The sequence below is a fragment of the Sulfitobacter sp. M22 genome, from assembly GCF_021736025.1.
Classification (GTDB): Bacteria; Pseudomonadota; Alphaproteobacteria; order Rhodobacterales; family Rhodobacteraceae; genus Sulfitobacter; species Sulfitobacter litoralis.
Map to the genome: position 1 here is coordinate 2,242,880 of NZ_WMEC01000001.1, position 26,258 is coordinate 2,269,137.

Here is a 26,258-nt window from a genome sequence, read left to right on the forward strand (position 1 = left end):
GGTCACCCCATCCGTTCAGAGGCGTAGGACCCCGGCGAGGCAGGAAAGACCACCGTCTTGTTGCCATTCACAAACACGCGCCGGTGGATATGCGCGTGGATCGCCCGCGCCAATACCTGACTTTCGACATCCCGCCCGAGCGAGACATAGTCCTCGGCGGATTGCGCATGGGTGACGCGCACGATGTCCTGCTCGATGATCGGGCCTTCATCCAGATCGGCGGTTACGTAATGCGACGTCGCCCCGATCAGCTTTACCCCGCGCTGGAACGCCTGCTTATAGGGGTTCGCCCCCTTGAAACTGGGCAGGAACGAGTGGTGGATATTGATGATCCGCCCCGACATCTTTTGGCACATCTCGTCCGACAGAATCTGCATGTAGCGCGCCAGCACGATCAGCTCGGCCCCTGCGTCTTCTACCACCGCCATGATCCGCGCTTCGGCGTCGGCCTTGTTTTCCGCTGTGACCTTGATGCAGTGGAACGGGATGTCGTTGTTCACGACGACCTTTTGATACTCCATATGGTTGGACACCACCGCGACGATATCAATCGGCAGTGCGCCGATGCGCCAGCGATACAGCAGGTCATTCAGGCAATGCCCAAAGCGCGAGACCATGATGACGACTTTCATCTTCACCGCCTCGTCGTGGAACTCATAGGCCATGTCAAAGGGCCGCGCCGCATCGGCAAAGCCGTCCGAAAGCGTCGCCAGATCAACGTCGGCCTCGCTTTCAAAGCTGACGCGCATGAAGAAACCGCCGGTTTCCTTGTCGTCGAACTGAGAGCTGTCAGAGATGTTGCAGTCTTGATCGGCCAGATAATTCGCGATCGCCGCGACGACCCCACGCGCAGAGGGGCATTTCACGGTCATGGCATATGTCTTCATCGGGTGTATCCTAGGGCTAGACGGTCCGACGTCGCGCGCCGATAGCTACCTGTTCCCTATCCATCCCTGCCCCGTCAAGTTCGCGATGCGCAAAAAAGGGTAGGTGCCGACCGCGCTGCCCGCCAAATCAACGCAATCGGTTTCCGATCATGCACATTGGACGATATCCGCTACGCAATCGGGCAAAGGCCGAACGTCGCGCGCCTGTTTGTCAGGCGTTCGCGAAATGACCTGCAAAGGCGTTGACCACAGCGGTATAGACCTCGCGCTTGAACGGTACGATGTTGTCGACCAGATCGTGCACAGGCAGCCAGCGCCATTCAGAAAATTCGGGGTGTTCGGTATCAAGGTCGATCTCGTCATCCGACCCGTGAAAGCGCAGCAGGAACCATTTCTGCTCTTGCCCGCGGAACCGGCCTTTCCAGATGTTGGGCACCAGATCGACCGGCAGGTCATACGGCAGCCATCCTTCGGTCTGTGCCACCACGGTGACAGAGCTTGGGGGGATACCGGTTTCTTCCTCCAGCTCGCGCAGGGCGGCGACTTCGGCGCGTTCACCCTTTTCGACGCCACCTTGTGGCATCTGCCATGCATCTTGATCACGGTCCCGACGCTGCCCGACAAACACGTGCCCGTCGGCATTGACCAGCATGACCCCGACACAGGGGCGATAGGGCAGTTGGGCGATTTCGTCTGGCGTCATGTCAGGGGCCTTTCGCGGCAAGAGAAGTCCCACGGGAATTAGCACGAATCCCGCGCCCATGTATATTGGCTTACGCAGCGTTGTGCGTGACAGAACCGCAGGCTTAAGGTGAACTGCAGCACAGAACTGCCCAGTACCATACATTCAGCCCTCGAAAGGTTTGCCAAATGTCCGACTATCCGCACCTTCTTGCCCCGCTTGATCTGGGCTTCACGACGTTGAAGAACCGCGTGCTGATGGGGTCTATGCATACCGGGCTTGAGGAAACGCAGGATTGGAACCGCGTGGCCGAATTCTATGCCACCCGTGCACGCGGGGATGTGGGGTTGATGGTCACGGGCGGCATTGGCCCGAACCCCGAAGGCTCGGTCGCCCATGGTGCGGCAATGATGGTTTCGCAAAAGGACGTGGACAACCACAGCATCGTCACCGATCGCGTGCACGAGGCCGGCGGTAAGATCGCGATGCAGATCCTGCACGCGGGGCGCTATGCCTTCAGCCCCGATTGCGTCGCCCCATCCGCGATCAAATCCCCCATCTCGATGTTCGCCCCGAAAGAGCTGGACGCCGACGGCATTGAAAAGCAGATCAGCGATATCGCCGCCTGCGCCCTGCGTGCCAAACAGGCAGGCTATGACGGGGTAGAGGTGATGGGCTCCGAAGGGTACTTCTTGAACCAGTTCCTTGTCACTCACACCAACAAGCGGACCGACGAATGGGGCGGGTCATACGAGAACCGCATGAAGCTACCCGTCGAGGTCGTGCGCCGCGTGCGCGAGGCCGTGGGCCCTGACTTCATCCTCATCTACCGTCTGTCGATGATCGACTTGATCCCTAACGGATCGACATTCGATGAGGTCGTCCAGCTTGCCAAGGCGGTTGAGGCCGCAGGGGCCACGATCATCAACACCGGCATCGGCTGGCACGAGGCGCGCATCCCGACGATCCAAACCTCGGTGCCGCGGGCGGCCTTTGCATGGGTCACGAAAAAGCTGATGGGTCAGGTGGGCATCCCGCTCATCACCTCCAACCGGATCAACACCCCCGAAGTCGCCGAAGAGGTGCTGGTGGACGGCTGTGCTGATATGGTGTCGATGGCCCGTCCCATGCTGGCCGATGCCGATTTCGTCGCCAAGGCAGCGGCAGGCAAGTCCGACCAAATCGCGCCCTGTATCGCCTGCAATCAAGCCTGTCTGGACCATACCTTTGGCGGCAAAATCTCGAGCTGTCTGGTCAACCCGCGCGCCTGCTACGAGACTGAACTGCGCGTCGATCCGGTTGACGCGGCCAAGACAATCGCCGTGGTGGGCGCGGGGCCTGCGGGGCTCTCCGCTGCCATCACCGCAGCAGAGCGCGGCCATAAGGTCACTGTCTTTGACCGCGCATCAGAGATTGGCGGCCAGTTGAACCTTGCCAAGCAGGTCGCCGGCAAAGAGGAATTCTGGGGCCTCGTCGACTGGTATAGTGCGATGATCAAAGAGCATGGCGTCGCGGTCCAATTGAACACCGAAGTCTCGGCCAACGATCTGGGCAATTATGACGAGGTGATCATCGCCACAGGTGTTGTCCCGCGTGATCCGCAAATCCCCGGTCAGGACGCAGGCAATGTCGTCAGCTATATCGATATCCTGAACGGCACCGTTACGGCGGGTCAGCGCGTTGCCGTAATCGGTGCAGGCGGCATCGGGTTCGATGTGTCTGAACATCTGGTCCACGATGGAGACAGCACCACGACCAACCTGCCCGAATGGATGAAGGAATGGGGCGTCACGGACCCTGCCGATCACCGCTCTGGCCTTGCGCCCGAAGGGCCGCAACCCCACGCCCCTGCCCGCGAAGTCACCATGTTGCAGCGCAAGACCACCAAGGTCGGCAAAGGCCTGGGAAAAACGACCGGATGGATCCACCGCGCATCCCTGACCATGAAAAACGTGCAGATGATTGCGGGCGTCAACTACGAAAAGATCGACGCAGAGGGGCTGCACATCAGCTTTGGCGAAGCACGTGAAAAGCCGCAGGTAATCGCGGCGGATACGATCGTGCTTTGTGCCGGTCAGCTGTCGGATCGGTCGCTTGCCGATGCGCTTGAAGCCAAAGGCATCCCTTGTCACGTTATCGGTGGCGCGGATGTCGCGGCAGAACTGGACGCGAAACGTGCGATTGACCAAGGCACCCGTCTGGCCGCCGCGCTGTAAGCTATCGTTCCGACATCAGGGCAGGCGGTGGCGGGCTGCCCTGCCCTTTGCCCGCCTTACCCCACGCAGCACGTCTTGCGCCTCGGCTCCGGTCTGTCAAAATGCGCGAGATTAATAGTTGTTTCAGGGTGTGGCCATGCCGATTTGCGTTTTCGATATCTTTGCCGACGGCACGACCCAAGTGCCCGCCGATACAAAGCTGACTGGGCCGGGCATCTATCGCTGGTGGCACTTTGATCTAGCTGACCCGATGCTCGACCCTTGGGTGCGCGAACACCTGCATGAAATCCCCGCCGGATCGCTGATCCAGAAACAGACCCGCCCGCGCTGTGACCGCTTTGAAGGCGGGCTGATCCTGAACCTGCGTGGCATTAACATGAACGAGGGGCAGGACGCCGATGAAATGGTATCGGTACGGATGTATGTGGATTCCGACCTGCTGATCACCGTGCGCCGCAAGAAAGTCTTTGCCATCGACGCGATCCGCCGCGACGCCGAAGCGCAAAAGGCCCCTCCCAGCCCTGCCGAGTTCCTTGAGGAATTGGTGGGCCGTCTGACCCAGAGGGTGCAAGAACACGTCGCGGGGCTGGATGAACAGGCGGAGTTCTTTGAGGATGATCTAGAAGACAAGAATACCCCGATGCCGCACGAACTGCCCGAAATCCGGCGCAGCGTGATCCGGCTGCGGCGCTATCTTGATCCGCAACGGGTGGCCCTGACCAAGCTTGCAGCCTTTGATATTCCGCTAATCCCCGACGACAGCCAGCTGGAACTGCGCGAACAAGCCAACAGCGCGCTGATTGCCGTCGAAGAGCTGGACGAGTTGCGCGACCGCCTGGTGTCGGTTCAGGAAGAGCATGACGCCAATACGGCGCAACGGCAGGCGCGGCATGGGTATGTGCTTTCGGTGGCTGCCGCGATCTTTCTGCCGCTGGGGTTTCTGACCGGTCTGTTCGGGGTCAACGTCGGCGGCATGCCGGGTGTGGATCATCCATGGGCCTTTGCCATCTTGTGTCTGGGCATGGTCGGACTGGCGCTGCTGATGTTTCTGGCCCTGAAACTGGTGCGCTGGATCTAGTCCCCGCCTGTTTCTCCGCCGCGAACGATCCCTACAAATACCTCTCCACTGTCTCACCACTGCCGTGATCCTGCCTGATTTGGCCGCCATACCATTTTCAGACGCAGATGATGAAAGGGAACGGGTATGGACCGCCTGACAGAGATGGAAGCATTCGCCACGGTCGTGGACCAAGGTGGCTTTACCGATGCTGCCAAGAAGATGGGTATCTCCAAATCCGCCGTATCCAAACATGTCTCATCGCTTGAAGCGCGGCTTGGGGCGCGCTTGCTGAACCGGACGACCCGCCGTGTCAGCCCGACAGAGATCGGCCTTGCCTATTATGACCGTGCCCGCCGTGTGTTGAATGATGCGGGCGAAGCCGATGCGCTGGTAACGTCGATGCAATCCGCGCCCTCGGGCCTTTTGCGTATTTCGGTCGCGACGGACTTTGGCGTTAACCATCTGTCGCCTGCCCTGTCCGACTTTCTGGCCGATTTCCCCGATATCACCGTCAACATGGTGCTGAACAACCGCTATGTTGAACTGATCAGCGAAGGCTTCGACATGGCCGTCCGTATCGGAGAGCTGGAAGACAGCACCCTACGCGCCCGCAAACTGACCGAGACGACCAAACGCATGATCGCGTCGCCCGGCTATTTCGAGAAATACGGCCGCCCCGAAAAGATCGACGACTTGAACGATCACAAGCTGCTGCATTATTCGAACCAATCCAGCGGCAATATGTGGAAGCTGACCTCCCCCTCGGGCGAAAAGCGTCAGGTGCGCACGGCGGGCTGGCTGTCGGTCAATGATGGTCAATCGCTGTTGAATGCCGCCATCTCGGGTCTTGGCATAGCCTATCTGCCCAGCTTTCTTTACGCCGACGCGATGGAAAAAGGGCTGGTCGAAGACGCGATCCCCGATCTGCCGCCCGAAACCCAAGGCATTTATGCCGTCTATCCTCCGGGCCGGTTCACCCAGCCCAAGGTGCGCGCTTTCATTGATTTTCTAGCCCATACCTTTGCCGAAAAAGGTCCTACGGACTGGTAACACGAGATCACCAACTGCCCTCGGTGAACTTGGCCCGCATGTGGCCGACCCCGCTCCCTTTTTAGGGCAGCGGGGATTTTTTTGAATGCGGTATTCAGCTGGCAGGCAACAGGACGGCTTCGACACGGCGGTTGGCATCCCGCCCCGCTTCCGTTTGATTAGACGCAATCGGCGACAGATATCCCATGCCCTGCGCGTCGATCCGGTCGGCCGCGATCCCATGGACGGCAATCAGACGTTGCCGCACCGCCGCTGCGCGGTTCTTCGACAGCGTGATATTGCCCTGTAGCCCCCCCACGGTGTCCGTGTGCCCCACCAGAGCAATCCGCAGTTCGGGTTGATCCTTCAACACCGCCGCAAGATTGACCAGCGCGTCGAACTCCCCCTGTCCCAAGGCCGCCGTGCCGGTATCGAAATCCAGCGCCGCGAGCACAACATGGCCGAATTCCTCCAACGCAGATGCCATCTTGGACGGGCTTTGCGCCGGAGCGTCGGGGGCTGCGGGTTGGGTATCTTGAGCCACGACCGAGGCGACGGGGCTGGCTGCGCCCGCTTGGGTATCGGCTTGCACGATTTGCAGATAGGCCGAGGTGTCGGTGGTGCTGATCAATAGCGTCACAACCGCGTCTGGCGCTTGCAGCGACCCTTTGACGGCGGTGACAAACTGGTACTGACGCAGATCGACATACATGTTCGGCGCGGGCAGTGTTTCAATCGCAAAGCGGAAATCAAAGCCCCCGCAAACCGTAGCACTGCAATCAAGCACGATCCTGTAGTCCGCATTCTCTAGCTGGGTGCGCAAGGGGCGCATGATCTGCAAGGGGGTCAGGCCCGGAGCCTCTAACCGCCAAGCAGATCGCGCGATCGCGCCTTCGATCTTGACGCTGGCAAAGCCGCCGTCTTCATAGGCAGAGATCGGCGCAAGGTAGCTGTCGGGACCGGTATCGCGCGACACGGTTTGCCGCGCCGCGGCGGGCAAGGACAATTCCAACGCGTTCGCCCCGCCCGCCAGTAAAAGCCAGATCAGCCCGGCACGCCAGCCGATCATCTGAATTGCGCGTGATAGCCGTCGTTCGGCTTCATCTCGGTGGCGCTGGCGACGCGGTTGGTCATGTTGAAGAACCCTGTGACCGATGCGATGTCAAAGATGTCGCGGTCCGAAAAGCCCACATCGCGCAGCGCCTGACGGTCCGCCTCCGTGGTTTTGGCACTGGCAACGGTCAGATGTTCGGCGAACGCCAGCATCGCGGTTTGGCGTGCGTCCAGATCAGCGACGCGCCAGTTCATCACCATCTGTTCGCCAAGGATCGGGTTGCCCGACAGTTGCCGCACAGCCGCGCCATGGGCCGTCAGACAATAGTAGCATTTGTTCACGGACGACACGACGACCGCAATCATCTCGCGCTCGAGCTTTGACAGTTTCGACGCGCCCAGCATCAGATCGTTATACATCGCGGTAAACGCGTTCAACTTGTCCATGTCAAAGGCATAGGCCTGCAGCACATTCGGCACCATCCCCAGCTTTTCCTGACAGACATCAAAGTATTTCTGCGTGTCCTCGGGCAGCGGATCAACCATCGGCAGGTTCAGGGCAGTGGGGGCATCATGCGCCATGGGGCGGCTCCTTTAGTCAGGGGATTGACGGTAATGATAGTGGCCTACCAGATCAAAGCCCAGTCCTTGATACAGGCGGTTCGCGGCCGCGTTCGCCTTTGTGCAAAGAACCGCCACCTGCGTCGCTCCCTGCGCCTGCGCCCAGAAACCGGCGCTGCGCATCAGCCATTTGGCGACGCCCTGCCCGCGCTGGTGTTCCAGCACCTCGACCGCATGGACCATGCACACCCCGTCATGCAGTGCGGCAAAGGCCACGCCACCGGGCATCTCATTCCAGCGGGTCAGGATCGCGGTTTTGGTCGCGGCGCGGTGCATCACGTTGATCCGTTCGGGGCCGACGCCGCCCTTGGCCCAAATCTCGGTCATGATGGCCAGCGGTTCCCATATCTGGAACGCGGTCACACGCGGCATCGGCACATCGGTCAGCTTGCCCACAGGGGCCACATAGAGGTTCACCGGATCGACAATGTCATACCCACGCGCGGCAAGCTCTGCGTCTAACGTGTCGTCGCTGTCTCGGATCATGAAAATGGGCCGCTGGTCCATGGCGCGCATCGCGGCCTCGGCCTGACCGATATCGGCATTCGGTTCGGCCATCGTCGCGGCAGAGACGCGTTTGCCTCCGCCCTGCCCGTCGCGCAGGGTCCAACCTGTTTCAGTCCAGATTTTCGCCGCGGGCCAGGTGTGGTCAATGACGTGATAGAGCTGGGACAGATCGGTCATGGGAACACCTTTGCAAGGTCGGCAATGGCCGCGTCGATCTCGGCCTGATCATTGCCACGGATCACGATATGCGCGCCGTATTTTCCGTCTTTCTGGAACGGATAGGACCCGATGGCGAGGGTCGGATAGGCCGTTGCCAGTTCCCCCAACGGTCCGGCGATGTCACCCTCGCCCCGTTCGATCCGATGGGTGGCGCTGATCAGCGGCGCACCACCGGTCAGCGTCGGTAAAACGCTGGCAACCATCGCTTCGAACACGGAGGGGACACCGGCCATGACATAGACGTTCTCCAGCTTGAACCCCGGTGCGGCGGACACAGGGTTATCAATCAGAGTGGCATCGTCAGGGATACGCGCCATGCGCAGGCGGGCGGTGTTCAGCTCGGTTGCGCTTTTGGCATAGTGTTCGGCCAGTATGGCGCGGGCATCCTCGCGCACATCGATATTTTTGTTGAAAGCAGCGGCAATGCAATCAGCGGTGATGTCATCATGGGTCGGCCCGATGCCGCCACTGGTGAACACGCTGCCATAGACCCGCGACAGTTCCTGCACCGCGGCGATGATGGTGCCGTTCTCGTCGCCCACCACACGGACTTCTTTCAGGTCGATCCCGACGCTGGTCAGCTGCCCCGCCAGATGGTGCATGTTTGAATCGCGGGTGCGCCCCGACAGGATTTCATCGCCGATGACGATCATCGCAGCAGTGGGATTGGGCATGGCTGTCTCCTTGAGGGGCCGTTGATTGAGGTATAGGTCACACCCCATGCGCTTTCAAACCGAACTTGTCCCCGCCCGCCTGATCCGCCGCTACAAACGGTTTCTGGCCGATTGCCAGCTAGAGGACGGCACCGAGGTGACGGCCCATTGCGCCAACCCCGGGTCAATGATGGGTTTGGCGACTCCCGGTATGAAAATCTGGCTCGAGCCCAATGATGACCCCAAGCGCAAGCTGACCTATGGCTGGCGGCTGGTTGACCATGAAAACGGGCATTTCACCGGCGTCGATACCGCGCTGCCGAACCGCGCGATCAAGGCCGCATTGATGGATCGGCAGATCGCCCCCTTTGCCGGCTACACCACCGTGCGGCCCGAGGTGAAATACGGTGAAAACTCGCGCATCGACTTTCTGCTGACCGAAACCGGTCTGCCCGACGCCTATGTCGAGGTAAAGTCTGCCACCCTGTCACGTACCGACGGTTTGGTCGAATTCCCCGATAGCGTGACCAAACGCGGCACCAAGCATCTGGGCGAACTGGCGCAGATGGCGCGTGACGGGCACCGCGCGGTGCTGCTTTATCTGGTGCAGCGTACCGATTGCGGCACCTTTTGCGTGGCTGCCGACATTGACCCCGCTTATGCGGCGGCCTTTGCCGACGCCCGTGCCGCCGGACTGGAAACCCATGTCATTGGCACCCATATCAGCCCCCAAGGGGTCAGCGTTGCAGGTACAATCCCCCTAATCGACCCGCCTGCACTGGTTCTTGGGAACCAAGCGGGTTAGACAACACCAAATTCATATGACGGAGACAGCGGTGATGAACGAACACCGAGGACGCCAGACCAAAGATGGCATTCGCATTTACGACCCCTCGGATTTCGCGGGGATGCACGCGGCGGGCAAGCTGGCGGCGCAAATCCTTGATGATATTGCCGAACATGTCTTTGTCGGGCAGACCACGGGTGCCATCGACGGCGTCATCACGCAGATGGTCGAAGACGCAGGCGCGAAATCGGCCACCATCGGGTACAAAGGCTATCAGCACGCCAGCTGCATCTCTTTGAACCACGTCGTGTGCCACGGCATCCCAGGTGACAAAAAGCTCAAGGATGGCGACATTCTGAACATCGACGTCACCGTGATCGTCGATGGCTGGTTTGGCGATACCTCGCGGATGTATGTCGCAGGCAAGCTGTCGCGCAAGTCAGAGCGGTTGATTAATATCACCCATGACGCACTGATGCGCGGCATAGAGGTCGTGAAACCCGGCAACACTTTTGGCGACATCGGTCACGCGATCCAGACCTTTGCGGAATCCCACCGGATGAGCGTTGTCACTGATTTTTGCGGTCACGGGCTGGGGCGCGTTTTCCATGCCCCGCCAAACGTACTGCACTATGGCCGCCCCGGCACCGGTGCGGTGCTAGAGCCCGGCATGTTCTTTACCATCGAACCGATGGTCAATCTGGGCCGCGCCGAAACCAAGGTACTGGCCGATGACTGGACAGCCGTGACCCGCGACAAATCTCTGTCAGCGCAGTTTGAACATTCGATTGGCGTGACGGAAACCGGCTGCGAGATCTTTACCCAATCCCCCGGCGGCATGTTCCACCCGACCTATAGCCAGGGCTGATTTTCAGCCCCGGCGCTTGGCGAGCTCAAGCTCGATCACGGCCCACAACACGCTGCCCGCATAGGCAAAGCAGCAGATCACTAAGGTGGCCCAAGGAAAGCTGACAAGACAGGCGATGAAGCCGGTAAAGAAGATCAGGAAATAGGTCACGTTGGTCCGCGAAAAGCTAACCGACTTTAACGACCATGTCGGGATGCGGCTGACCATGACCCAGCCGACCAGCACGATATAGAGGCACGTCAACGCATCCGGCATCGCAGCACCGGGGCCAAAGGCATAGGGCAGGTATATCGGCAACATCACCAGCATCGCGCCTGCAGGCGATGGCACGCCGGTGAAATAGCCACCGTCGTCCAGCGGGTCTTTGGTCCGCGAATCCACGTTGAACCGCGCCAGTCGCATCACGCAGCAAATCGCAAAGACCAGCACACTAAGCCAGCCCGCGCGGTAGAAATCCTGCAGCCCCCAGAAATACACCACCAAGGGCGGTGCGACGCCAAAGTTCACGAAATCCGCGAGACTATCCAGTTCGGCACCGATCTTGCTGTTGCTGCCCAGATAGCGCGCAGTGCTTCCGTCCATGCCGTCAAGGATGCTGGCCAGCGTAATCAATGCGACGGCCAGCGCAAAATTCCCCTCGGCGGCAAACCGGATAGCCGAAATACCTGCACAGATCGCGGCAATGGTCAGCATGTTAGGTAACAGCTGCAGCAGCGAAAATTCGGTCTTCACTTTATCGGGTGCGACGGGGGGTTGATCTGTCATTTAGGAAAGCTCCGCCAGAACGGTTTCGCCTGCGACCATGGTTTGTCCGATGCTGACGCGCGGGGTGACACCTTCGGGCAGATAGACATCAACACGCGAGCCAAAGCGGATCAGGCCAAAGCGCTGCCCCGCCTGCGTATGCGCGCCCTTCTTGGTGAAGCACACGATACGGCGCGCCACCAGCCCGGCGATTTGCACGGCTGCCACCTCGCGGCCATCGGCCATTTTGATGCGCAGGCTGTTACGTTCGTTATCCTCGCTCGCCTTGTCCAGCGAGGCGTTGAAAAACTTGCCGGGGCGATAAGCGATTTCGGTGATCTCGCCTGCGACGGGCGCGCGGTTCACGTGGCAGTTAAACACGTTCATGAACACGCTGACCCGCGTCAGGGGGGTGTCTGCCATCCCCAGCTCTGCGGGTGGCACGGCAGGTTCGATCAGGGACACGATACCATCGGCAGGGCTGATGACAAGGTGGTCGCCCTTGGGTGTCACACGTTCTGGGTCGCGGAAAAAGTAGTAGCACCACACGGTTGCGCCGACACCCAGCCACCCCAGAGGTTCAGCGATGATGAAAAGCACCACCGTGATCGCCGCAAAGATAGCCACGAACTTGCGCCCCTCGGGGTGCATCGGCTTGATGAAGGTGCTGGTCATGCTCAGGCTCATGGCGGTCTACTTTCCTTTAGGTCTTTGTGTAGCACATAGGCCGCAGCGCTCCGAATGCAAAGCGGCATCTAGCAGCGGACCTGTCGGCTACTTAGGTGTCAGCAGCGTGATCCATGTGTCGCCATATTTGCGCTTGTCCTCGCGGGTGAACCCTGGGGGCGGATCAAGCGGGGCGTTTTCCTCGCAGACGATCATGGCACTGGGGGTCAACCAGCCGCCTGCACGCGCCTTGATCAACGCGGCCTGCCCCATGCCTTTGCCATAGGGCGGGTCAAGAAAGACCAGATCGAACGGTGCCGCGATCCAGTCGCCAAGCGCTGTCGCATCCGACCGCATCAGCGTCGTTTCACCCTCGACCCGCAGCTTTTTGATGTTCTCGGTGATCAGCTTTTGCCCGACGCGCCCGTTCTCGATGAACACGACTTCGCGGGCGCCACGCGACAGCGCCTCTAGGCCCAAGGCACCCGTCCCTGCGAACAGGTCCAGCACCCGCGCGCCGTTGATGACGTTGTGATGGGTCAGCATCGAAAACAGGCTCTCGCGCACACGATCAGAGGTGGGGCGCAAATGCGCTTCGGTGTCGCCCTTGCCCACATCAGCCAGCTGCGTACCACGGTGTTTGCCGGCGATGATCCTCATGATTTCAGCAGCGCTTTCATGTCTGTGGCGGGGTCTTCGATCAGCGCGGGCGCGGGGGATTTGCCCGCCTCGATCAACCGGCGCCCGATCATGAACCCGCGCGGATCGTTCATCGCGTCCACCGCCAGCAGTTCGTCCCCGCGATAGTACCAAAAGGCCACACTATCGGCATCGGTGCGGCGGGTGATGACACGGTCATAGCCCATGTTCAGCCCTGCGATCTGCAGTTTCACGTCATATTGGTCGGACCAGAACCACGGCTTTGCGACATATTCCTTATCCGCACCCATGATATTCTCTGCCACCAGTTCAGCCTGATCGATGGCGTGTGGCACAGATTCCAACCGGATGCGCCCGCTGCGATAGGGGAAGGACGCGCAATCGCCCGCGGCCCAGACATGCGGCGCAGAGGTGCGGCCGTGCGTGTCCGTCATGATCCCGTTGTCATTCACAATGCCTGCCGCATCGGCCAGCGCTGTTGCAGCCCCGATACCAACGCCGACAATCACAAAATCCACCGCAAGTTCAGACCCGTCCGACAGCTGCGCGCCGGTGACATGGGTATCGCCTATCAAACGTTCCAGACCAACGCCCTCGTGGATGGTCACCCCATGCGCGGCATGAAGGTCGCGGAAAAAGTTAGAGGTCTGCGGCGCTGCAACCCGTTGCAAGATGCGGTCGCCCATTTCTACCAGTGTCACCTGCAACCCCAGCTTGGCCGCAACCGAGGCCGCCTCTAGCCCGATATAGCCACCACCGACGATCAGCACCCGCGCGCCTTTGGTAAAGCGCGGCCCCATCGTATCGACGTCCGTTAGGTCGCGTACCATATGCACGCCCTCCAGATCGCCCCCGATGCGGGCAGGCAGGCGGCGCGGGAACGATCCGGTGGTCAGCACCAGATCATCATAGGGCATGTCCCCGCCGTTCACCCGAATGGTCTGCGCTGCCGGATCGATGCTGTCGACAGTGGTGCCCAGCATCAGGTCGATACCGTGATCGGGATAAAAGCTTTCGGGCCGCAGATAGAGCCGTTCAAGCGCCATGTCGCCCAACAGATAGGCTTTGGACAGGGGGGGGCGTTGGTAAGGGGGCACGGTCTCCGCGCCGATCAACGTGATTTTCCCTTCAAAGCCGGAGTTGCGCAGCTTAGCCACACAGGATGACCCCGCCTGCCCTGCCCCGATCACCACCACATGACCCATCCTAGCCCCTTTCGAAAAAACCGTGTTCCTGCCTGCGTGCAAAGCCTATATCTTCCTTGAAGACAAACGCAATGACACGAAAGGTCTCGCATATGACGATTTCCCAAGGCGACACGCTGCCCGACGCAACGCTGGTGCAAATGGGGCCGGACGGCCCAAAGCCTGTGCAGATGGCTGACAAGCTAAAGGGCCGCAAGGTCGTCGTCTTTGCCGTGCCCGGTGCCTATACACCGACCTGTGATTCCGCGCATGTGCCCAGCTTTGTGCGCACCAAAGACCAGTTCGACGCCAAGGGCGTGGACGAGATCATCTGCGTATCATGCAACGACCCTTTCGTTATGGCGGCTTGGGGTGAGTCAACCGGCGCGACAGCGGCGGGCATCACCATGCTGGCCGATGCCAGCAGCGCCTTTACCAAAGCCATCGGCATGGAATTCTCGGCCGAGCCCGCGGGCCTGATCTCGCGCTCCAAACGCTATGCGATGCTAGTGGATGATGGCAAGGTCACGCTGTTCCAAGCCGAAGTGCAAGCCGGTGTCTGCGATATGTCGGGCGGTGAAGCGCTGCTGGACAACATGTAATCCTGCCCGCCCCTGAAAACGAAAAACGCAGCCGCGGGTGCACCGGGGCTGCGTTTTTCTTTGGATATACGACGGTCAACTGTGCCTCAGCCCGCTTTGACCTCGCCCATCAGCCCGTCCATCTTGCGCGCCAGCTTGGCGTCGAGCGAGCTTAGGCCATCAACGTCATGGGTCGTCAGGGTGACGATGACCTTGTTATAGACGTTCTCCCACTCTGGGTGGTGGTTCCACTTTTCGGCCCAGATCGCCGCGCGGGTCATCCAGCCGAACGCATCCGCGAAATCATTGAACTTGAATGTTTTGACGATGGCGTCGCGGTCATCCACCATGGCCCAGCCTGTACTGAACAAGGGTGCCAATACGGTTTTGCGCGTCTCTTCGCTTAATCTTTCGCTCATTCCTGTTCCTCAACCTCGACCCTTTTGAACGGGCCGTAATCTGTCAAAATATCTATCTCTTCGTCAACGGCTGCCCGTTCCTGTACAAGATAGTCTTGAACGGCCCGCATAAAACCCTCGTCGCGCATCCAATGGAGCGACCACGTCGCCTTTGGCAGGTAACCGCGCGCCAGCTTGTGTTCACCCTGCGCCCCTGCCTCTACCGTGGACAGGCCCAGTTTGATCGCGATATCGATGGCCTGATAATAGCACAATTCAAAGTGCAGGAACGGGTGATGTTCGCTGCAGCCCCAGTAACGCCCATATAGCGCATCGGCACCGATAAAGTTCAGCGCCCCCGCCACCCACTCACCGTCCCGCTTGGCCAGCACCAACGCGATGTCGTCGCGCAGCTGATCTTGGGCAATGTCAAAGAAGGCGCGCGTCAGATAAGGCGTGCCCCATTTGCGCGCGCCGGTGTCCTGATAGAACCGCCAGAAGGCATCCCAATGTTCAGGACGCAGGTCATCGCCGGTGAACACCTCTATCTCGCCGCCGAACGCCTGCGCCTGCTGGCGTTCCTTGCGGATGTTCTTGCGCTTGCGCGAGCTGAGCGTGTCAAGGAAACCGTCGAAATCTGCGAACCCGTGATTGTGCCAATGGAACTGCTGGCTTTTGCGGGTCAACAGGCCCAGCTGCTCGGCTGCTGACGCCTCTGACTTGGTGCAAAAGGTAATGTGAAGCGATGACAGCCCATTGGAATCGGTCAGCTGGACCGCGCCTTGGATGAGCGCTGCGGTGCCCGTCTCTTCGAACCCCGGACGCGTTAGGAACCGGCGGCCCGTGGCGGGAGTGTGAGGCACGGCGATCTGCAGCTTGGGGTAATAGCGCCCGCCGGCGCGTTCGAACGCATGGGCCCAGCTGTGATCAAAGATGTATTCCCCCTGACTATGCGACTTGGCGTACATCGGGGCGACCGCGATGACCTGCCCGTGGATAACGGCACTGAGGTACTGGGGCTGCCAGCCTGTGCCGGGGCCGACACTGCCGCTTTCCTCTAGCGCCGACAGGAAGCGATAAGTGGTGAAAGGGTCCGCAGGGCGCCCCCCTGCTGCGACCTCGGAGCAGGCACATGCGTCCCACGCGTCCTGACCAATTTGCGCGATGCCCGAAGCAATTCTGATTTCGACGTCGCGCGCGTTCATTCTGGGTGTCCCGTTGTCATAGTCCTTATCTGTGGCCAAAGCCGGACGGTTCAACCTTGCAGCGGCGCGTCATAGCCTTCGAAGGTGATATTATGCGCAAATTCGCGCGCGCCGTTTTCGACCGATAGACTGCGCACCGTCCAGCAGCAGATCATGGCACCTGCCTCGCGCAGCTCTGCCACGCGGGGGCGGGGCAGGTCGTCGACCTCATGGCTGATAAAACAGGCCCCTGTGCGGTCGTAATCAGGGATCTCGCGCAGGTGGTCACAGGTGGCTTTGGGCAGCGGCCATTCGACATAGCGATAGGCGCTGGTCACCAAACCGCGCGGCACATCCGGCAGCAGGTCAGCCATGCGCGCAACGCTGTTGGGGTTGAACGACATGACGGCGACATCACCACCGTAGCCCCGCAGCGCATCTGCCGTCGCTTGCTCTAGCGGGCCGATATCTTTGCCCATGGCACCGTCCTGATCCTTGATCTCGATCAGCAAGGGCACGCGCCCCGCGACCAGCGCCAGTACCTGCGGCAAGGTGGGAATGGTGTCGCTGCCGCCGGTCAGCGTAATTTGGCACAGGTCATCCGCATCGCACTGCCGGAGGGCTCCGGTCTGGGCCGTCAGACGGTCCAGCGCGTAATCATGAAACACCAGCGCCACACCGTCGCGCGACAGCTGCACGTCAAGTTCGATCCCGTATCCGCGATCCATCGCTGCTTGAAACGCGGCAAAACTGTTTTCGGGCCAACCGGCATCGCGGTGATGAAAACCGCGATGCGCTATAGGGATCGTATAGAACGCCTCGGGTAGGGTCATTCGATTTCAAAGATGCCTTCGATTTCGACCGCGACACCCAGCGGCAAGGACGCTGCAGAGACTGCCGAGCGTGCATGACGGCCCGCGTCGCCCAAGGCTTCGACCAGAAAATCGGAGGCACCGTTAACCACTTTGGGCTGATCGGTGAAATCGGCGGTGGAGTTCACAAACGCCGTCAGCTTGACCACCCGCTTGAGCCGCTCGATATCGCCGCCACAGGCTGCTTGGACTTGCGCCAGCAAGCTGATCGCGCATGTCTTGGCCGCTTCGGCACCGGCGGCCACGTCCATATCTGCACCCAGTTTGCCCGTGATGAACCCGTCCGGCCCGTTCGAGATCTGCCCCGACACATAAACCGTGTTTCCGGTGACCACAAAGGGCACATAGTTCGCCGCGGGGGCCGGCGCGTCAGGCAGGGTAACGCCAAGATCGTTTAAACGGCTGGTGATGCTCATGGGGGGCTTCCTTGAAATGAGTGGTCATTGGCCGGACGATAGCGCTGCGATACGCAAACGAAAAGGGCCAAGAGGGACGAACGGCAACACCTGCCAGCAACACGGGGGCGACCAAGGAGACTCATGTTGCGTAATTCCGTCATGCTGCGCATAACAAAACATGTTTTTCACGTGTTTTCGGGATTTTTACCATGATTAAGGCCACGACCCTCTCCACATCGCTGCGCGCCCTTGCGGGTGTCACTTTGGTTGCGGGCCTTGCGGCCTGTAGCGGTGCCTCGCGCACCCAGCCAGCCGGGATCAATGACCCGCACGAGCCTAGCAACCGCAAGATACATGCGCTCAATCAAAAGATCAGCGCCTCTGGCAAACCGAACCGCGTGGCGGCTGCGGTCCCGACCGAGTTCCAGTCTGTCATTCACAACGTGTCTGAAAACCTGTCGATGCCACAGGCCGCCGTGAACAGCGCCTTGCAAGCCGACTTTGCGGGCTTCGGTTTGGCGACATACCGCTTTTTGGTGAACAGCACGCTGGGTATGGGTGGCCTCTTTGACGTGGCATCCGACTTCAAAGTCCCCGAGCATGATACGGATTTTGGCGAAACGCTGTATGTCTGGGGTGTGGGCGAAGGCCCCTACTACGAACTGCCGGTGCTTGGTCCGTCGACCCGCCGTGACACCGCCGGTCGCGTGGTGGATCTGTTCACCAACCCACTGTCCTATACGCTCGATAGCCCCGAGAAATACGTGGGCACCGTCACCGGCTATGCCGATAGCGTGTTTGAAAAGAACCGCCGTATCGTGAATGGCGAGCAGGTGCCTATGTCAGCTGCGGGCGACAGCTATGCTCAAGCGCGTCAAGAGTATCTGCAACAGCGCCGTGCGGATCTGGCGCGCCCGACCAGCATCGCCGCCACGACCGGCCCGCGCAGCACCAACTAAGGTAGCTGTCCGCGAGGGCGTTCGGGCTGACAGCCGGTGCTAGCCGCCAAGCCGTAATATAGAATCTAGAAGGGAGGCCGGATCGTTCCGGCCTCCCTTCTTTCGTTTCAGTGTCCCCTGAAGAGAGGCATGTGCCCGTTACCCGCCAAAGATATCGCGGAGCACCCTGTCGATAACCCCCAGCGGGTTGTCCTGACGCGGTAGGCGCTGCGGCTGCTGCGGTTGTTGGGGCTGTTGTGGTTGCGGCGGCGGTGCCTGAACCACAGGCGGTTCGGGCACAATCATCGGCAGCGGCGTGTTGGGTAAGCCTTCGTGCACCCGCACCATGACCTGCTTCCAGATCTCGGTCGGCAACCCACCCCCCGATACGCCTGTCAAAGGTGTGTTGTCGTCATACCCCATCCAGACACCGGCCACGTAATCAGCCGAAAAGCCGATGAACCACGCATCACGGTTGGCCTGTGTCGTACCGGTTTTACCAGCCAGCTCGCGCCCACCGAACTGTGCCCGCTGACCGGTCCCCTCGGACACGACTTTTTCCATCATATAGACCAGCTTCAGGGCGGCATCTTCTTGAATGACCCGCTCACCGATACCACCGCCGGTGCCCATCACCGGTTCGCTATCCCCCTGCAACGTCAGATCAAGCAAACCGTAAGGTTTAACCGAAGACCCGCCGTTCAGGATGCCCGCATAAGCCCCCGTCATTTCGAGCAGCGTGCTTTCGGAGGCGCCAAGCGCCAGTGCAGGACCGGCAGCAAGATCGCTTTTGATCCCGAACTGCTCTGCCACTTCGCTGACCAGATCACGCCCGACGCTTTCGGATACTTTGACGGCCGGAATGTTAAGCGAATCCTTCAGGGCATTGGTCAGGGTCACATTCCCCTTAAACCTATTGGTATAGTTCTTGGGGCACCACTCGCCTGACCCGGGGATGTTCAAACAATAAGGCGCGTCGTCAATCAGATCATTCGGGGAATAGCCCAGATCCAGGGCGGCGGCATAGATAAAGGGTTTGAACGCGGACCCGGTCTGGCGCATCGCTTGGGTGGCGCGGTTAAAGGCACCCGCAACCTTGGTCTTGCGCCCGCCAACCATACCGCGCACGGCACCATCTGCAGACATGATCACCACAGCGGCTTGCGCCTTGGACCCGTCACGCACCTGATTTTCAAAAACCCAGCTGAGCCCCTCTTCGGCGGCGCGTTGGATCTTCTGGTCCAGCGTGGTTTTTATCACCACATCTTCGGTGGTGTTGCGGGTAAAGAACTCGGGGCCGGACGACATTACCCAATCAGCGAAATACCCGCCCGCTTCGGCCTCCGCGGCCTCTGACAGCTCTGCGGGGTTGGCGATGGCGTTATCCGCCTCGGCCTTACTCAGATAGCCCTGATCTTCCATCAAACGGATCACGGTGGCCGCGCGGCTTTGGGAACGATCAAGGTTATTGGTGGGTGACAGCGTGGTCGGGGCCGTCAACAGCCCTGCAAGCATCGCGCCCTCGGCAGGCTTCAACGCCGCCGCCGGTTTGCCAAAGAAACGCTGTGCGGCAGCTTCGGCCCCGAACGCACCGCCGCCCATATAGGCCCGGTTCAGATAGATAGAGAGGATGTCATTCTTGGAGTACTTTGCCTCCATCGCCATGGAAAACAGCGCCTCTTTGCCCTTGCGCGACAGCGAGGACCGGCGGCATTCGGATTCGTATTCTTTTTCCGTTTGCCCCGACGTGGCATCATAGGGTTCACCCAGACACAGCAGCTTGGCGACCTGTTGCGTAATCGTTGACCCGCCGTGGCCCGACAACGGCCCACGCCCTTCGCTCAGGTTGATCTTGACCGCAGACGCGATGCCGCGCGGGCTGATACCAAAGTGCTTGTAGAACCGTTTATCTTCGGTTGCGATGACCGCGTTTTTCAACGCAGGCGATACGCTTTCGGCGGTCACGATCCCGCCGAACTGATCGCCACGCCACGCAAAGACATCACCATAGCGATCCTTGAGCGTGACAGACCCGCGGGCGCGCCCGTCCAGCAACGCCTCGAGCGGGGGCAGCGTGGTGTAGAAATAGCCAACAGCAAGTGCCACCATCAGCACGGCGACAGCCGTCACACGCCAGACGATCGTCCAGATCAAACGGAACACCCACCGCACCAATGCAGCCAGCCAACCGATCGGCCCCTTGGGGCGCGCGGGGGTGCGCCGCGCGGGCTTACGTTTGGCAGAGGCCTTTTTCGCAACGGGTTTGCGGGGCGAATTGCCGCCTTTGCCCGCAGTGCGCTTGTCGGCAACCAAGGGCCGCTTCCGTTTGGATGAATCACTCATATACTGCTCACTGAACCGTTCTTTTTTTCGCACTCTATCCCGAAGAGCGCGGTTTGTTTAGCGTCGACGCCGCTTTGTGCCACCTAATTAACGCACAATAATCAGGCACTCCGCCTCGATACGCCCAACAATTACGCATCCGCGCCTTGCACCAGGGGGACTAAGCGCGATGAACCCTTCCTTCAAGGGCCACCGGCCGGTCTTTTGTTCAAGGCATACCGCAGGAGATACCTGCCATCTGAAAGAGGGATTATAGGTGAAACTCATTATCGCAACAATCAAGCCGTTCAAGCTCGAGGAAGTGCGTGAAGCACTGACCGAAGCGGGCGTGCGCGGCCTGATGGTGACCGAGATCAAGGGCTTTGGTGCCCAGTCCGGCCACACCGAAATTTACCGCGGCGCTGAATATGTCGTGAACTTCGTGCCCAAGGTGAAGCTCGAGCTGGTGGTCGCAGACGCGTTGGCCGACCAGATGGTCGAGACAATCACCCGCACCGCGCATACCGGCAAAATCGGCGACGGCAAAATCTTTGTGCTCGACGTTGAACAGGCCGTGCGCGTGCGCACTGGCGAAACCGGCGAAGATGCCATCTGACCCCCACGTCCGAGGAATTGACGACATGACATCACGACTTCTTATCCCCCTTGCCGCCGCAGCCACGCTGCTGCCGTCCTTGGGCTTCGCGCAGGAGGCCGAATATGCAACCGCGGCTGACACTGCATTTATTTTCAACACGATCCTTTTCCTGATCGGCGGCTTTCTGGTGTTCTGGATGGCGGCGGGTTTTGCCATGCTCGAAGCGGGCTTGGTGCGGTCCAAGAACGTGACCACACAGCTGACCAAGAACATCGCGCTGTTTGCGCTGGCGGCCATTCTGTACTGGCTGGTGGGCTATAACATCATGTACCCCGGCGACGCATGGATCATTCCCGGCGTGTTCGGCACCTTTGCCACCAAGGACATCAAGACGGCGATTGACGCGGGCGGCTATTCCAACGCGTCTGACTTCTTCTTCCAGCTGATGTTCTGCGCGACCACCGCATCCATCGTTTCGGGCACCTTGGCCGAGCGTATTAAGCTGTGGCCCTTCTTGATCTTCACCGTTGTGCTGACCGGCTTTATCTATCCAATCGAAGCAAGCTGGCAGTGGGGCGCAGGCTGGTTGTCTGACGCGGGCTTCAGCGACTTTGCGGGCTCGACTTTGGTGCACGCAGCTGGCGGCTTTGCGGCTCTGGCAGGGGTGCTGGTTCTTGGCCCTCGTATCGGCAAGTACAAAGATGGCCGTGTGATCCCGATGCAGGGTTCGAACCTGCCACTCGCCACTTTGGGTACGTTCATCCTGTGGCTGGGTTGGTTCGGCTTTAACGGCGGCTCGCAGTTGGCCATGGGAACGATGATCGACGCCGACGCTGTTGCGCAAATCTTTGCCAACACCAACATGGCCGCAGCTGCGGGTGCCATTGCCGCGCTGGTCCTGACGCAGATGCTGTACAAAAAGCCCGACCTGACAATGATCTTGAACGGCGCGCTTGCCGGTCTGGTGTCCATCACGGCTGGTCCGCTTGACCCGACCCTGTTTGGTGCGCTTTGGATTGGTGCTGTCGGTGGTGCGATCGTGGTCTTCGCAGTGCCCTTCCTTGACAAGCTCAAGATCGATGACGTGGTCGGTGCGATCCCGGTTCACCTGATGGCGGGTTTCTGGGGCACTTTGGTCGTGCCGGTTTACACCGAAGGCACATCCTTTGTGACACAGATCATCGGCTTTGCCTCTATCGGTGCCTTTGTCTTCATCGTGTCGCTGATCGTCTGGATGATCCTGAAAGCCACCACCGGCATCCGCGTGAGCGAAGAAGCAGAGATCGTCGGCCTGGACGTGTCCGAACTGGGCATGGAAGCCTATCCCGAGTTCTCGAAGAGCTAAGGCCTAAACCCCTGCAGGCAGGCAGGTGCCCGGGCGTTCGCGCCCGGGTTTTTCTATGGGTCGAGGCTGCGTGTGACCCGCTGTGCGCTTGAACAAAAATCGCCGCGCTGAGGTATCAGCGCGGCGGTTTGAGTATTTTTAAAAGGGTGAAGCGGCAGGCGGTTTAGATGCCGACCTCGATGATCGCTTTGGCGAGGATCGGTACGGTTTCAGCGTTCAGGCCGGCGATATTCATGCGGCTGTCGCCCACCATATAGATGCCGTGGTCTTCGCGCAGCTTGTCGACCATTTCAGACGTGGTACCAAGGCGCGAGAACATGCCACGGTGATCGGCGAGAAAGCCAAAGCGGTCCGAGCCGGACAAGCGCTGAAGCTCGCCTGCGAGTTGGGTGCGCAGACCCAGCATGGTGTTCCGGATGTCTTCGAGCTCGGCCATCCAGTCGCTGCGCAAGGCATCGTCGTTCAGGATGGTGGTGACGATGCGGGCACCGTGATCTGGCGGGAAGCTGAAGTTCTGGCGATTGAGGAAGGCCAGCGTGCCCTGGTTCAGCTTTTGCGCCGAGGTGTCTGCCGAAAGCGCCATCAGGATGCCGGTGCGTTCGCGGTAAATCCCGAAGTTCTTGGAGCAGCTTGCCGCGATCAGACATTCAGGCACCGCTGCCGCGACCTTGCGCGTGGCCGCCGCATCAGCGTCCAGCCCGTCGCCAAAGCCCTGATAGGCGATGTCGATCATCGGGGTGGCACCGGTGTCTTGCAGAACCTTGATCACCGCATCCCATTCAGCCGCGTTCAGGTTGGCCCCTGTCGGGTTGTGGCAGCAGCCGTGCAGCAGGACCACATCGCCTTTTTGCGCGGTCTTGAGGTCGGCGATCATGCCATCGAAGTCAACGCCCCGGGTGTCGTCGTCGAAATAACGATATGGCACCATTTCCATCCCCAGATACTTGAGGATCGACAGGTGGTTCGGCCATGTCGGGTTGGACACAAAGACCCGTGCGCTCGGGCGGGCCATCTGGATCAGTTCGAATGCCTGACGGATCGCGCCGGTCCCGCCCGGCGTCGCAGCCGCAGCCACTTGTGCGCGGGGGACCGCATCGCCAAGCACCATCTGCACCATCGCATCGCCAAAGGCAGGATCGCCAGCCAGACCGGTATAGGCCTTGCTGTTCTGAGCTTCCCACAGTTGGTGTTCAGCCGCCTTGACCGCGCGCATGACGGGCGTCAGCCCCGTGGCATCCTTGTATACGCCCACACCAAGGTCGATCTTGGTCTCGCGAGGGTCGTCCTTGTACATCTGCATCAAGGCAAGGATTTTATCGGCAGGCTGCGCCTGTAGGGTTTCGAACATTATGCGTCTCCGGTCGCAACGGGCACGGTGGGGAACATCCCCCATTCTGCCCAAGATCCATCGTAAAGGGACCAATCGGTGTGGCCTATCCGTTCCAATGCCAACGCTAGTATGGCGGCAGTGATGCCCGACCCGCAGGTGGTGATCACGGGCTGCGTCAGGTCGATCCCTGCTGCCTCGAATGCAGCTTTGGTCTCGGCTACGGATTTCAGTGTTTTGTCGTCGTTCAGCAGCTCTGTGTAGGGCAGGTTGCGCGAACCGGGGATGTGACCTGCGCGCAGACCTTCGCGTGGCTCGGGGGCCTCGCCGCGGAAGCGGGCGGCTGCGCGGGCATCAACGATTTGTGGTGCCCTGAGTTTCGAAGCTTGTGCCACCTGTGTCACGTCGCGCACCAGCTGGTTCTGGAACCGCACGGTCATGTGACGGTCGCGCGGGATCGGCGGCATGTCTTCGGTCGGGCGGCCTTCGGCGACCCATTTGGGCAAGCCACCGTCCAGCACGGCCACATTTTCCTGGCCCATCAAGCGAAACAGCCACCACACGCGCGCAGCAGACAGCAGCCCGGATCCGTCATAGATCACCACCTGATGCCCGTCGCCCACACCCAAAGCACGCATCCGCGACATGAACTTTTCCGCAGGCGGTGCCATATGCGGCATGTCCGACCGCGCATCCGAGATTTCATCGATGTCAAAGAAGCGGGCACCGGGAATATGCGCTTGGTTGTAGTCGGCTTTGGGGTCACGCCCCGCATCGGGCAAATACCATGATGCGTCCAGCAAGCGCAGGTCCGGATCCTTGAGGTGCTGTGCCAGCCAATCGGTTGAAACAAGCGTTTTCGGGTTGTCAGCCATGGGTCCACCCCCTTTTAGAACAGGTTTTTCAATGCCTACCCGCGACGGCCCCCGCAAGCAAGAGCCCGTGGTAGTGCACATGCAGCATAAGCCGAAAATGAATAAGGAGTTACCAGTTCAGCAGGGTAAACGCCAATGAGCAGGCCTTAGCCGTGGTCTTTCAGCAGACGTTGCTTTTGCCGTGACCAATCCCGTTTGGCGGCAGTTTCGCGTTTGTCGTGCAGTTTCTTACCCTTGGCGATGCCTATCTTGATCTTGGCCATGCCGCGGTGATTGAAATACATCACCATTGGCACCAGCGTCATGCCCTTGCGTTGGGTTTCATTCCACAGGTGCGACAACTGTTTTTTGGACACTAGCAGCTTGCGGCGACGGCGCTCTTCGTGGGTAAATGTCTTGGCCTGCGTATAGGGCGCGACGTAGGAATTCACCAACCACAGCTCGCCATCTTCCACGGCGGCATAGCTTTCGGCGATGTTGGCGCCGCCATTGCGCAGGGATTTCACCTCGGAGCCTTCAAGGATGATGCCGCATTCAACGTCGTCGTCGATAGCGTAATCAAACCGCGCCCGGCGGTTTTCTGCGATGACCTTGTAGTTCGGGTCCGATTTGGAAGATGATTTAACCTGTGACATGCCAAGGATGTAGGGCGTCACGGCGCTGCGCGCAAGATGCAGCTGCGGGGTTTGCGCGGCGGGTGCCTGCGCGCCCCGCCGACAGTTTAGTCCCCCAGCTTGGCATGTACCTCTGCAAGGTCGATCTCGCCCGTGGGCATCTTGTTTGCCGGGTTGTCGAAGTCGTATTTGAACAGCTCGAAATCCCGTTTAAAGATTTCGCGCACAAGATGCATCGACAGATCGTCAAAGTAGTCTTCTACCGGATGGGCGCGTTTGGGGCCGTGACCTTCGGATTCGTTAAAGCGCGGGATATCACCGAGATTGACGGGATGGGGCGTGTCGATAGCGTCCAGAACGCTTTGCATGCCGTCATTGAATTTCTCGGTCCAGATGATCTTGTCGTAGGTGCCGCCGTTCACAATGAACGTACTGACATGGCCCGATTGCGCAGACCAGTGAATGTCGGGGTCCATGGGCCGACGCCAGCGGATGGTGTCGCGGGCAAACAGCAAGAACCGGCGGAAGCTGGCGATCTGGTCAAACTCTTGCTTGCCGTCATCGCCGCCGACTTCGATCCCATATTTCTGCATCAAAAGCGGCACCAGATTGCCGCGGTAACGGCGCCCATTCCGTTGAATACCGCAAATCTTGTCAAAGAAAGAGCTTAGAATCCGCGTGTAAGGGTTGCGCACGCACGTGAACGCGAAGGAATTGTGGTTTTCCACGTTGTTCGTGATCAGCGGCTGGGACGCGTCTTGCGCCCATTTGTGCATCCCCGATTTTGAATCGTGGATATCCCCATCAAAGAATTCGCCATGATCCGAATAGAACATGATTTGTCCAATGGTCGAGCAGGCGCATTTGGGCACCACCCGGTACACCACGCTCTCGCTTTCTGTCATCCATGTCCCTGGAAAACCCATATTCGGCTCGGCCTCCTAAATTTTTTTGTACTTATGCTGCCATT

The 26,258-nt window shown here is 59.9% G+C and carries 28 protein-coding genes; 9 read left to right on the plus strand and 19 right to left on the minus strand.

Features of this window, described 5'->3' with window-relative positions; translation table 11 throughout:
• Positions 1-2: 2 nt before the first annotated feature.
• Both purU and GLP52_RS11050 read right to left on the minus strand, forming a co-directional pair.
• Positions 3-887: a formyltetrahydrofolate deformylase gene (gene purU, locus GLP52_RS11045; protein ID WP_093731533.1), complete on the minus strand. Its 885-nt coding sequence runs from the start codon at positions 885-887 to the stop codon at positions 3-5.
• A gap of 211 nt (positions 888-1,098) precedes the next feature.
• The gene (locus tag GLP52_RS11050) at positions 1,099-1,590 is read right to left on the minus strand and encodes an RNA pyrophosphohydrolase (RefSeq protein WP_237272407.1); all 492 of its coding nucleotides are present in this window, start codon (positions 1,588-1,590) and stop codon (positions 1,099-1,101) included.
• Between the two features lie 167 nt (positions 1,591-1,757).
• On the opposite strand from GLP52_RS11050, the gene GLP52_RS11055 reads away from it, so the two are divergent.
• The 3 genes from GLP52_RS11055 to GLP52_RS11065 all read left to right on the plus strand — a co-directional run bounded on the left by GLP52_RS11055 (position 1,758) and on the right by GLP52_RS11065 (position 5,895).
• Complete coding sequence (locus GLP52_RS11055) at positions 1,758-3,785, plus strand: NADPH-dependent 2,4-dienoyl-CoA reductase (RefSeq protein WP_237272408.1); 2,028 nt, start codon at positions 1,758-1,760, stop codon at positions 3,783-3,785.
• 136 nt (positions 3,786-3,921) lie between these two features.
• Complete coding sequence (locus GLP52_RS11060) at positions 3,922-4,863, plus strand: zinc transporter ZntB (protein ID WP_093731536.1); 942 nt, start codon at positions 3,922-3,924, stop codon at positions 4,861-4,863.
• A gap of 126 nt (positions 4,864-4,989) precedes the next feature.
• A complete protein-coding gene (locus tag GLP52_RS11065) occupies positions 4,990-5,895 on the plus strand; it encodes a LysR family transcriptional regulator (protein WP_093731537.1) in 906 nt (301 codons plus the stop codon).
• A 94-nt stretch (positions 5,896-5,989) separates the two neighbouring features.
• Here GLP52_RS11065 and GLP52_RS11070 read toward each other — a convergent pair whose 3' ends face one another.
• From GLP52_RS11070 to GLP52_RS11085, 4 genes are read right to left on the minus strand one after another with little or no spacing between them, the layout of a single operon-like run.
• On the minus strand, positions 5,990-6,943 hold the full coding sequence (locus GLP52_RS11070; RefSeq protein WP_237272409.1) for an OmpA family protein: 954 nt from the start codon (positions 6,941-6,943) through the stop codon (positions 5,990-5,992).
• On the minus strand, positions 6,940-7,509 hold the full coding sequence (locus GLP52_RS11075; protein WP_093731539.1) for a peroxidase-related enzyme: 570 nt from the start codon (positions 7,507-7,509) through the stop codon (positions 6,940-6,942). The genes GLP52_RS11070 and GLP52_RS11075 overlap by 4 nt, the downstream gene beginning before the upstream one ends.
• Positions 7,510-7,521: 12 nt before the next feature.
• Entirely contained in the window at positions 7,522-8,232 is a 711-nt protein-coding gene (locus GLP52_RS11080; protein ID WP_237272410.1) for a GNAT family N-acetyltransferase, read from the minus strand.
• Positions 8,229-8,948 carry a competence/damage-inducible protein A gene (locus GLP52_RS11085; protein ID WP_237272411.1) on the minus strand — a complete coding sequence of 240 codons (720 nt, stop codon included), beginning with the start codon at positions 8,946-8,948 and terminating at the stop codon, positions 8,229-8,231. Before GLP52_RS11085 ends, GLP52_RS11080 begins: the two co-directional genes overlap by 4 nt.
• A gap of 46 nt (positions 8,949-8,994) precedes the next feature.
• Here GLP52_RS11085 and sfsA point away from each other — a divergent pair, with 46 nt between their 5' ends.
• On the plus strand, positions 8,995-9,732 hold the full coding sequence (sfsA, locus tag GLP52_RS11090; protein WP_093731542.1) for a DNA/RNA nuclease SfsA: 738 nt from the start codon (positions 8,995-8,997) through the stop codon (positions 9,730-9,732).
• Positions 9,733-9,766: 34 nt separating this feature from the next.
• Positions 9,767-10,582, plus strand: a complete 816-nt coding sequence (gene map / locus GLP52_RS11095; RefSeq protein WP_093731543.1) for a type I methionyl aminopeptidase — start codon at positions 9,767-9,769, stop codon at positions 10,580-10,582.
• 3 nt (positions 10,583-10,585) lie between these two features.
• Here map and pssA read toward each other — a convergent pair whose 3' ends face one another.
• From pssA to GLP52_RS11115, 4 genes are all read right to left on the minus strand, one after another.
• Entirely contained in the window at positions 10,586-11,347 is a 762-nt protein-coding gene (gene pssA / locus GLP52_RS11100) for a CDP-diacylglycerol--serine O-phosphatidyltransferase (protein WP_237272412.1), read from the minus strand.
• Complete coding sequence (locus GLP52_RS11105; protein ID WP_208596004.1) at positions 11,348-12,007, minus strand: phosphatidylserine decarboxylase; 660 nt, start codon at positions 12,005-12,007, stop codon at positions 11,348-11,350.
• 93 nt (positions 12,008-12,100) lie between these two features.
• A complete protein-coding gene (rsmD, locus tag GLP52_RS11110) occupies positions 12,101-12,652 on the minus strand; it encodes a 16S rRNA (guanine(966)-N(2))-methyltransferase RsmD (protein WP_093731546.1) in 552 nt (183 codons plus the stop codon).
• The gene (locus GLP52_RS11115) at positions 12,649-13,857 is read right to left on the minus strand and encodes an NAD(P)/FAD-dependent oxidoreductase (RefSeq protein ID WP_237272413.1); all 1,209 of its coding nucleotides are present in this window, start codon (positions 13,855-13,857) and stop codon (positions 12,649-12,651) included. Before GLP52_RS11115 ends, rsmD begins: the two co-directional genes overlap by 4 nt.
• A 92-nt stretch (positions 13,858-13,949) precedes the next feature.
• Between GLP52_RS11115 and GLP52_RS11120 the strand changes: the two genes are divergently transcribed.
• Positions 13,950-14,438, plus strand: a complete 489-nt coding sequence (locus GLP52_RS11120; protein WP_138924495.1) for a peroxiredoxin — start codon at positions 13,950-13,952, stop codon at positions 14,436-14,438.
• An 86-nt stretch (positions 14,439-14,524) separates the two neighbouring features.
• Here the strand turns inward: GLP52_RS11120 and GLP52_RS11125 are convergent, their stop codons facing one another.
• From GLP52_RS11125 to GLP52_RS11140, 4 genes are read right to left on the minus strand one after another with little or no spacing between them, the layout of a single operon-like run.
• The gene (locus GLP52_RS11125; protein ID WP_093731549.1) at positions 14,525-14,836 is read right to left on the minus strand and encodes a 4a-hydroxytetrahydrobiopterin dehydratase; all 312 of its coding nucleotides are present in this window, start codon (positions 14,834-14,836) and stop codon (positions 14,525-14,527) included.
• Entirely contained in the window at positions 14,833-16,020 is a 1,188-nt protein-coding gene (locus GLP52_RS11130; RefSeq protein ID WP_237272414.1) for a GNAT family N-acetyltransferase, read from the minus strand. The genes GLP52_RS11125 and GLP52_RS11130 overlap by 4 nt, the downstream gene beginning before the upstream one ends.
• A 50-nt stretch (positions 16,021-16,070) precedes the next feature.
• Positions 16,071-16,832 (minus strand): glycerophosphodiester phosphodiesterase family protein, encoded by a 762-nt coding sequence (locus GLP52_RS11135; protein WP_237272415.1) that lies wholly within the window; start codon positions 16,830-16,832, stop codon positions 16,071-16,073.
• Complete coding sequence (locus GLP52_RS11140) at positions 16,829-17,287, minus strand: RidA family protein (protein ID WP_093731552.1); 459 nt, start codon at positions 17,285-17,287, stop codon at positions 16,829-16,831. Before GLP52_RS11140 ends, GLP52_RS11135 begins: the two co-directional genes overlap by 4 nt.
• 191 nt (positions 17,288-17,478) lie before the next feature.
• Between GLP52_RS11140 and GLP52_RS11145 the strand changes: the two genes are divergently transcribed.
• Positions 17,479-18,228: an MlaA family lipoprotein gene (locus GLP52_RS11145; RefSeq protein ID WP_237272416.1), complete on the plus strand. Its 750-nt coding sequence runs from the start codon at positions 17,479-17,481 to the stop codon at positions 18,226-18,228.
• A gap of 138 nt (positions 18,229-18,366) precedes the next feature.
• On the opposite strand, the gene GLP52_RS11150 is transcribed toward GLP52_RS11145, so the two are convergent.
• The gene (locus tag GLP52_RS11150; RefSeq protein ID WP_237272417.1) at positions 18,367-20,550 is read right to left on the minus strand and encodes a transglycosylase domain-containing protein; all 2,184 of its coding nucleotides are present in this window, start codon (positions 20,548-20,550) and stop codon (positions 18,367-18,369) included.
• Between the two features lie 256 nt (positions 20,551-20,806).
• Here GLP52_RS11150 and GLP52_RS11155 point away from each other — a divergent pair, with 256 nt between their 5' ends.
• Together GLP52_RS11155 and GLP52_RS11160 are read left to right on the plus strand one after the other, a co-directional pair.
• Positions 20,807-21,145, plus strand: coding sequence for a P-II family nitrogen regulator (locus GLP52_RS11155; protein ID WP_005851080.1), 339 nt, complete (start codon positions 20,807-20,809; stop codon positions 21,143-21,145).
• A gap of 25 nt (positions 21,146-21,170) precedes the next feature.
• Positions 21,171-22,472: an ammonium transporter gene (locus GLP52_RS11160; RefSeq protein ID WP_237272418.1), complete on the plus strand. Its 1,302-nt coding sequence runs from the start codon at positions 21,171-21,173 to the stop codon at positions 22,470-22,472.
• 163 nt (positions 22,473-22,635) lie between these two features.
• On the opposite strand, the gene GLP52_RS11165 is transcribed toward GLP52_RS11160, so the two are convergent.
• The 4 genes from GLP52_RS11165 to GLP52_RS11180 form a co-directional block, all read right to left on the minus strand.
• A complete protein-coding gene (locus GLP52_RS11165) occupies positions 22,636-23,820 on the minus strand; it encodes an amino acid aminotransferase (protein WP_237273541.1) in 1,185 nt (394 codons plus the stop codon).
• Positions 23,820-24,674: a 3-mercaptopyruvate sulfurtransferase gene (sseA, locus tag GLP52_RS11170; protein WP_093731556.1), complete on the minus strand. Its 855-nt coding sequence runs from the start codon at positions 24,672-24,674 to the stop codon at positions 23,820-23,822. The genes GLP52_RS11165 and sseA overlap by 1 nt, the downstream gene beginning before the upstream one ends.
• A 146-nt stretch (positions 24,675-24,820) precedes the next feature.
• On the minus strand, positions 24,821-25,309 hold the full coding sequence (gene smpB / locus GLP52_RS11175; RefSeq protein WP_093731557.1) for an SsrA-binding protein SmpB: 489 nt from the start codon (positions 25,307-25,309) through the stop codon (positions 24,821-24,823).
• A gap of 86 nt (positions 25,310-25,395) precedes the next feature.
• On the minus strand, positions 25,396-26,214 hold the full coding sequence (locus GLP52_RS11180; protein ID WP_093731558.1) for a sulfotransferase family protein: 819 nt from the start codon (positions 26,212-26,214) through the stop codon (positions 25,396-25,398).
• Positions 26,215-26,258 lie beyond the last annotated feature (44 nt).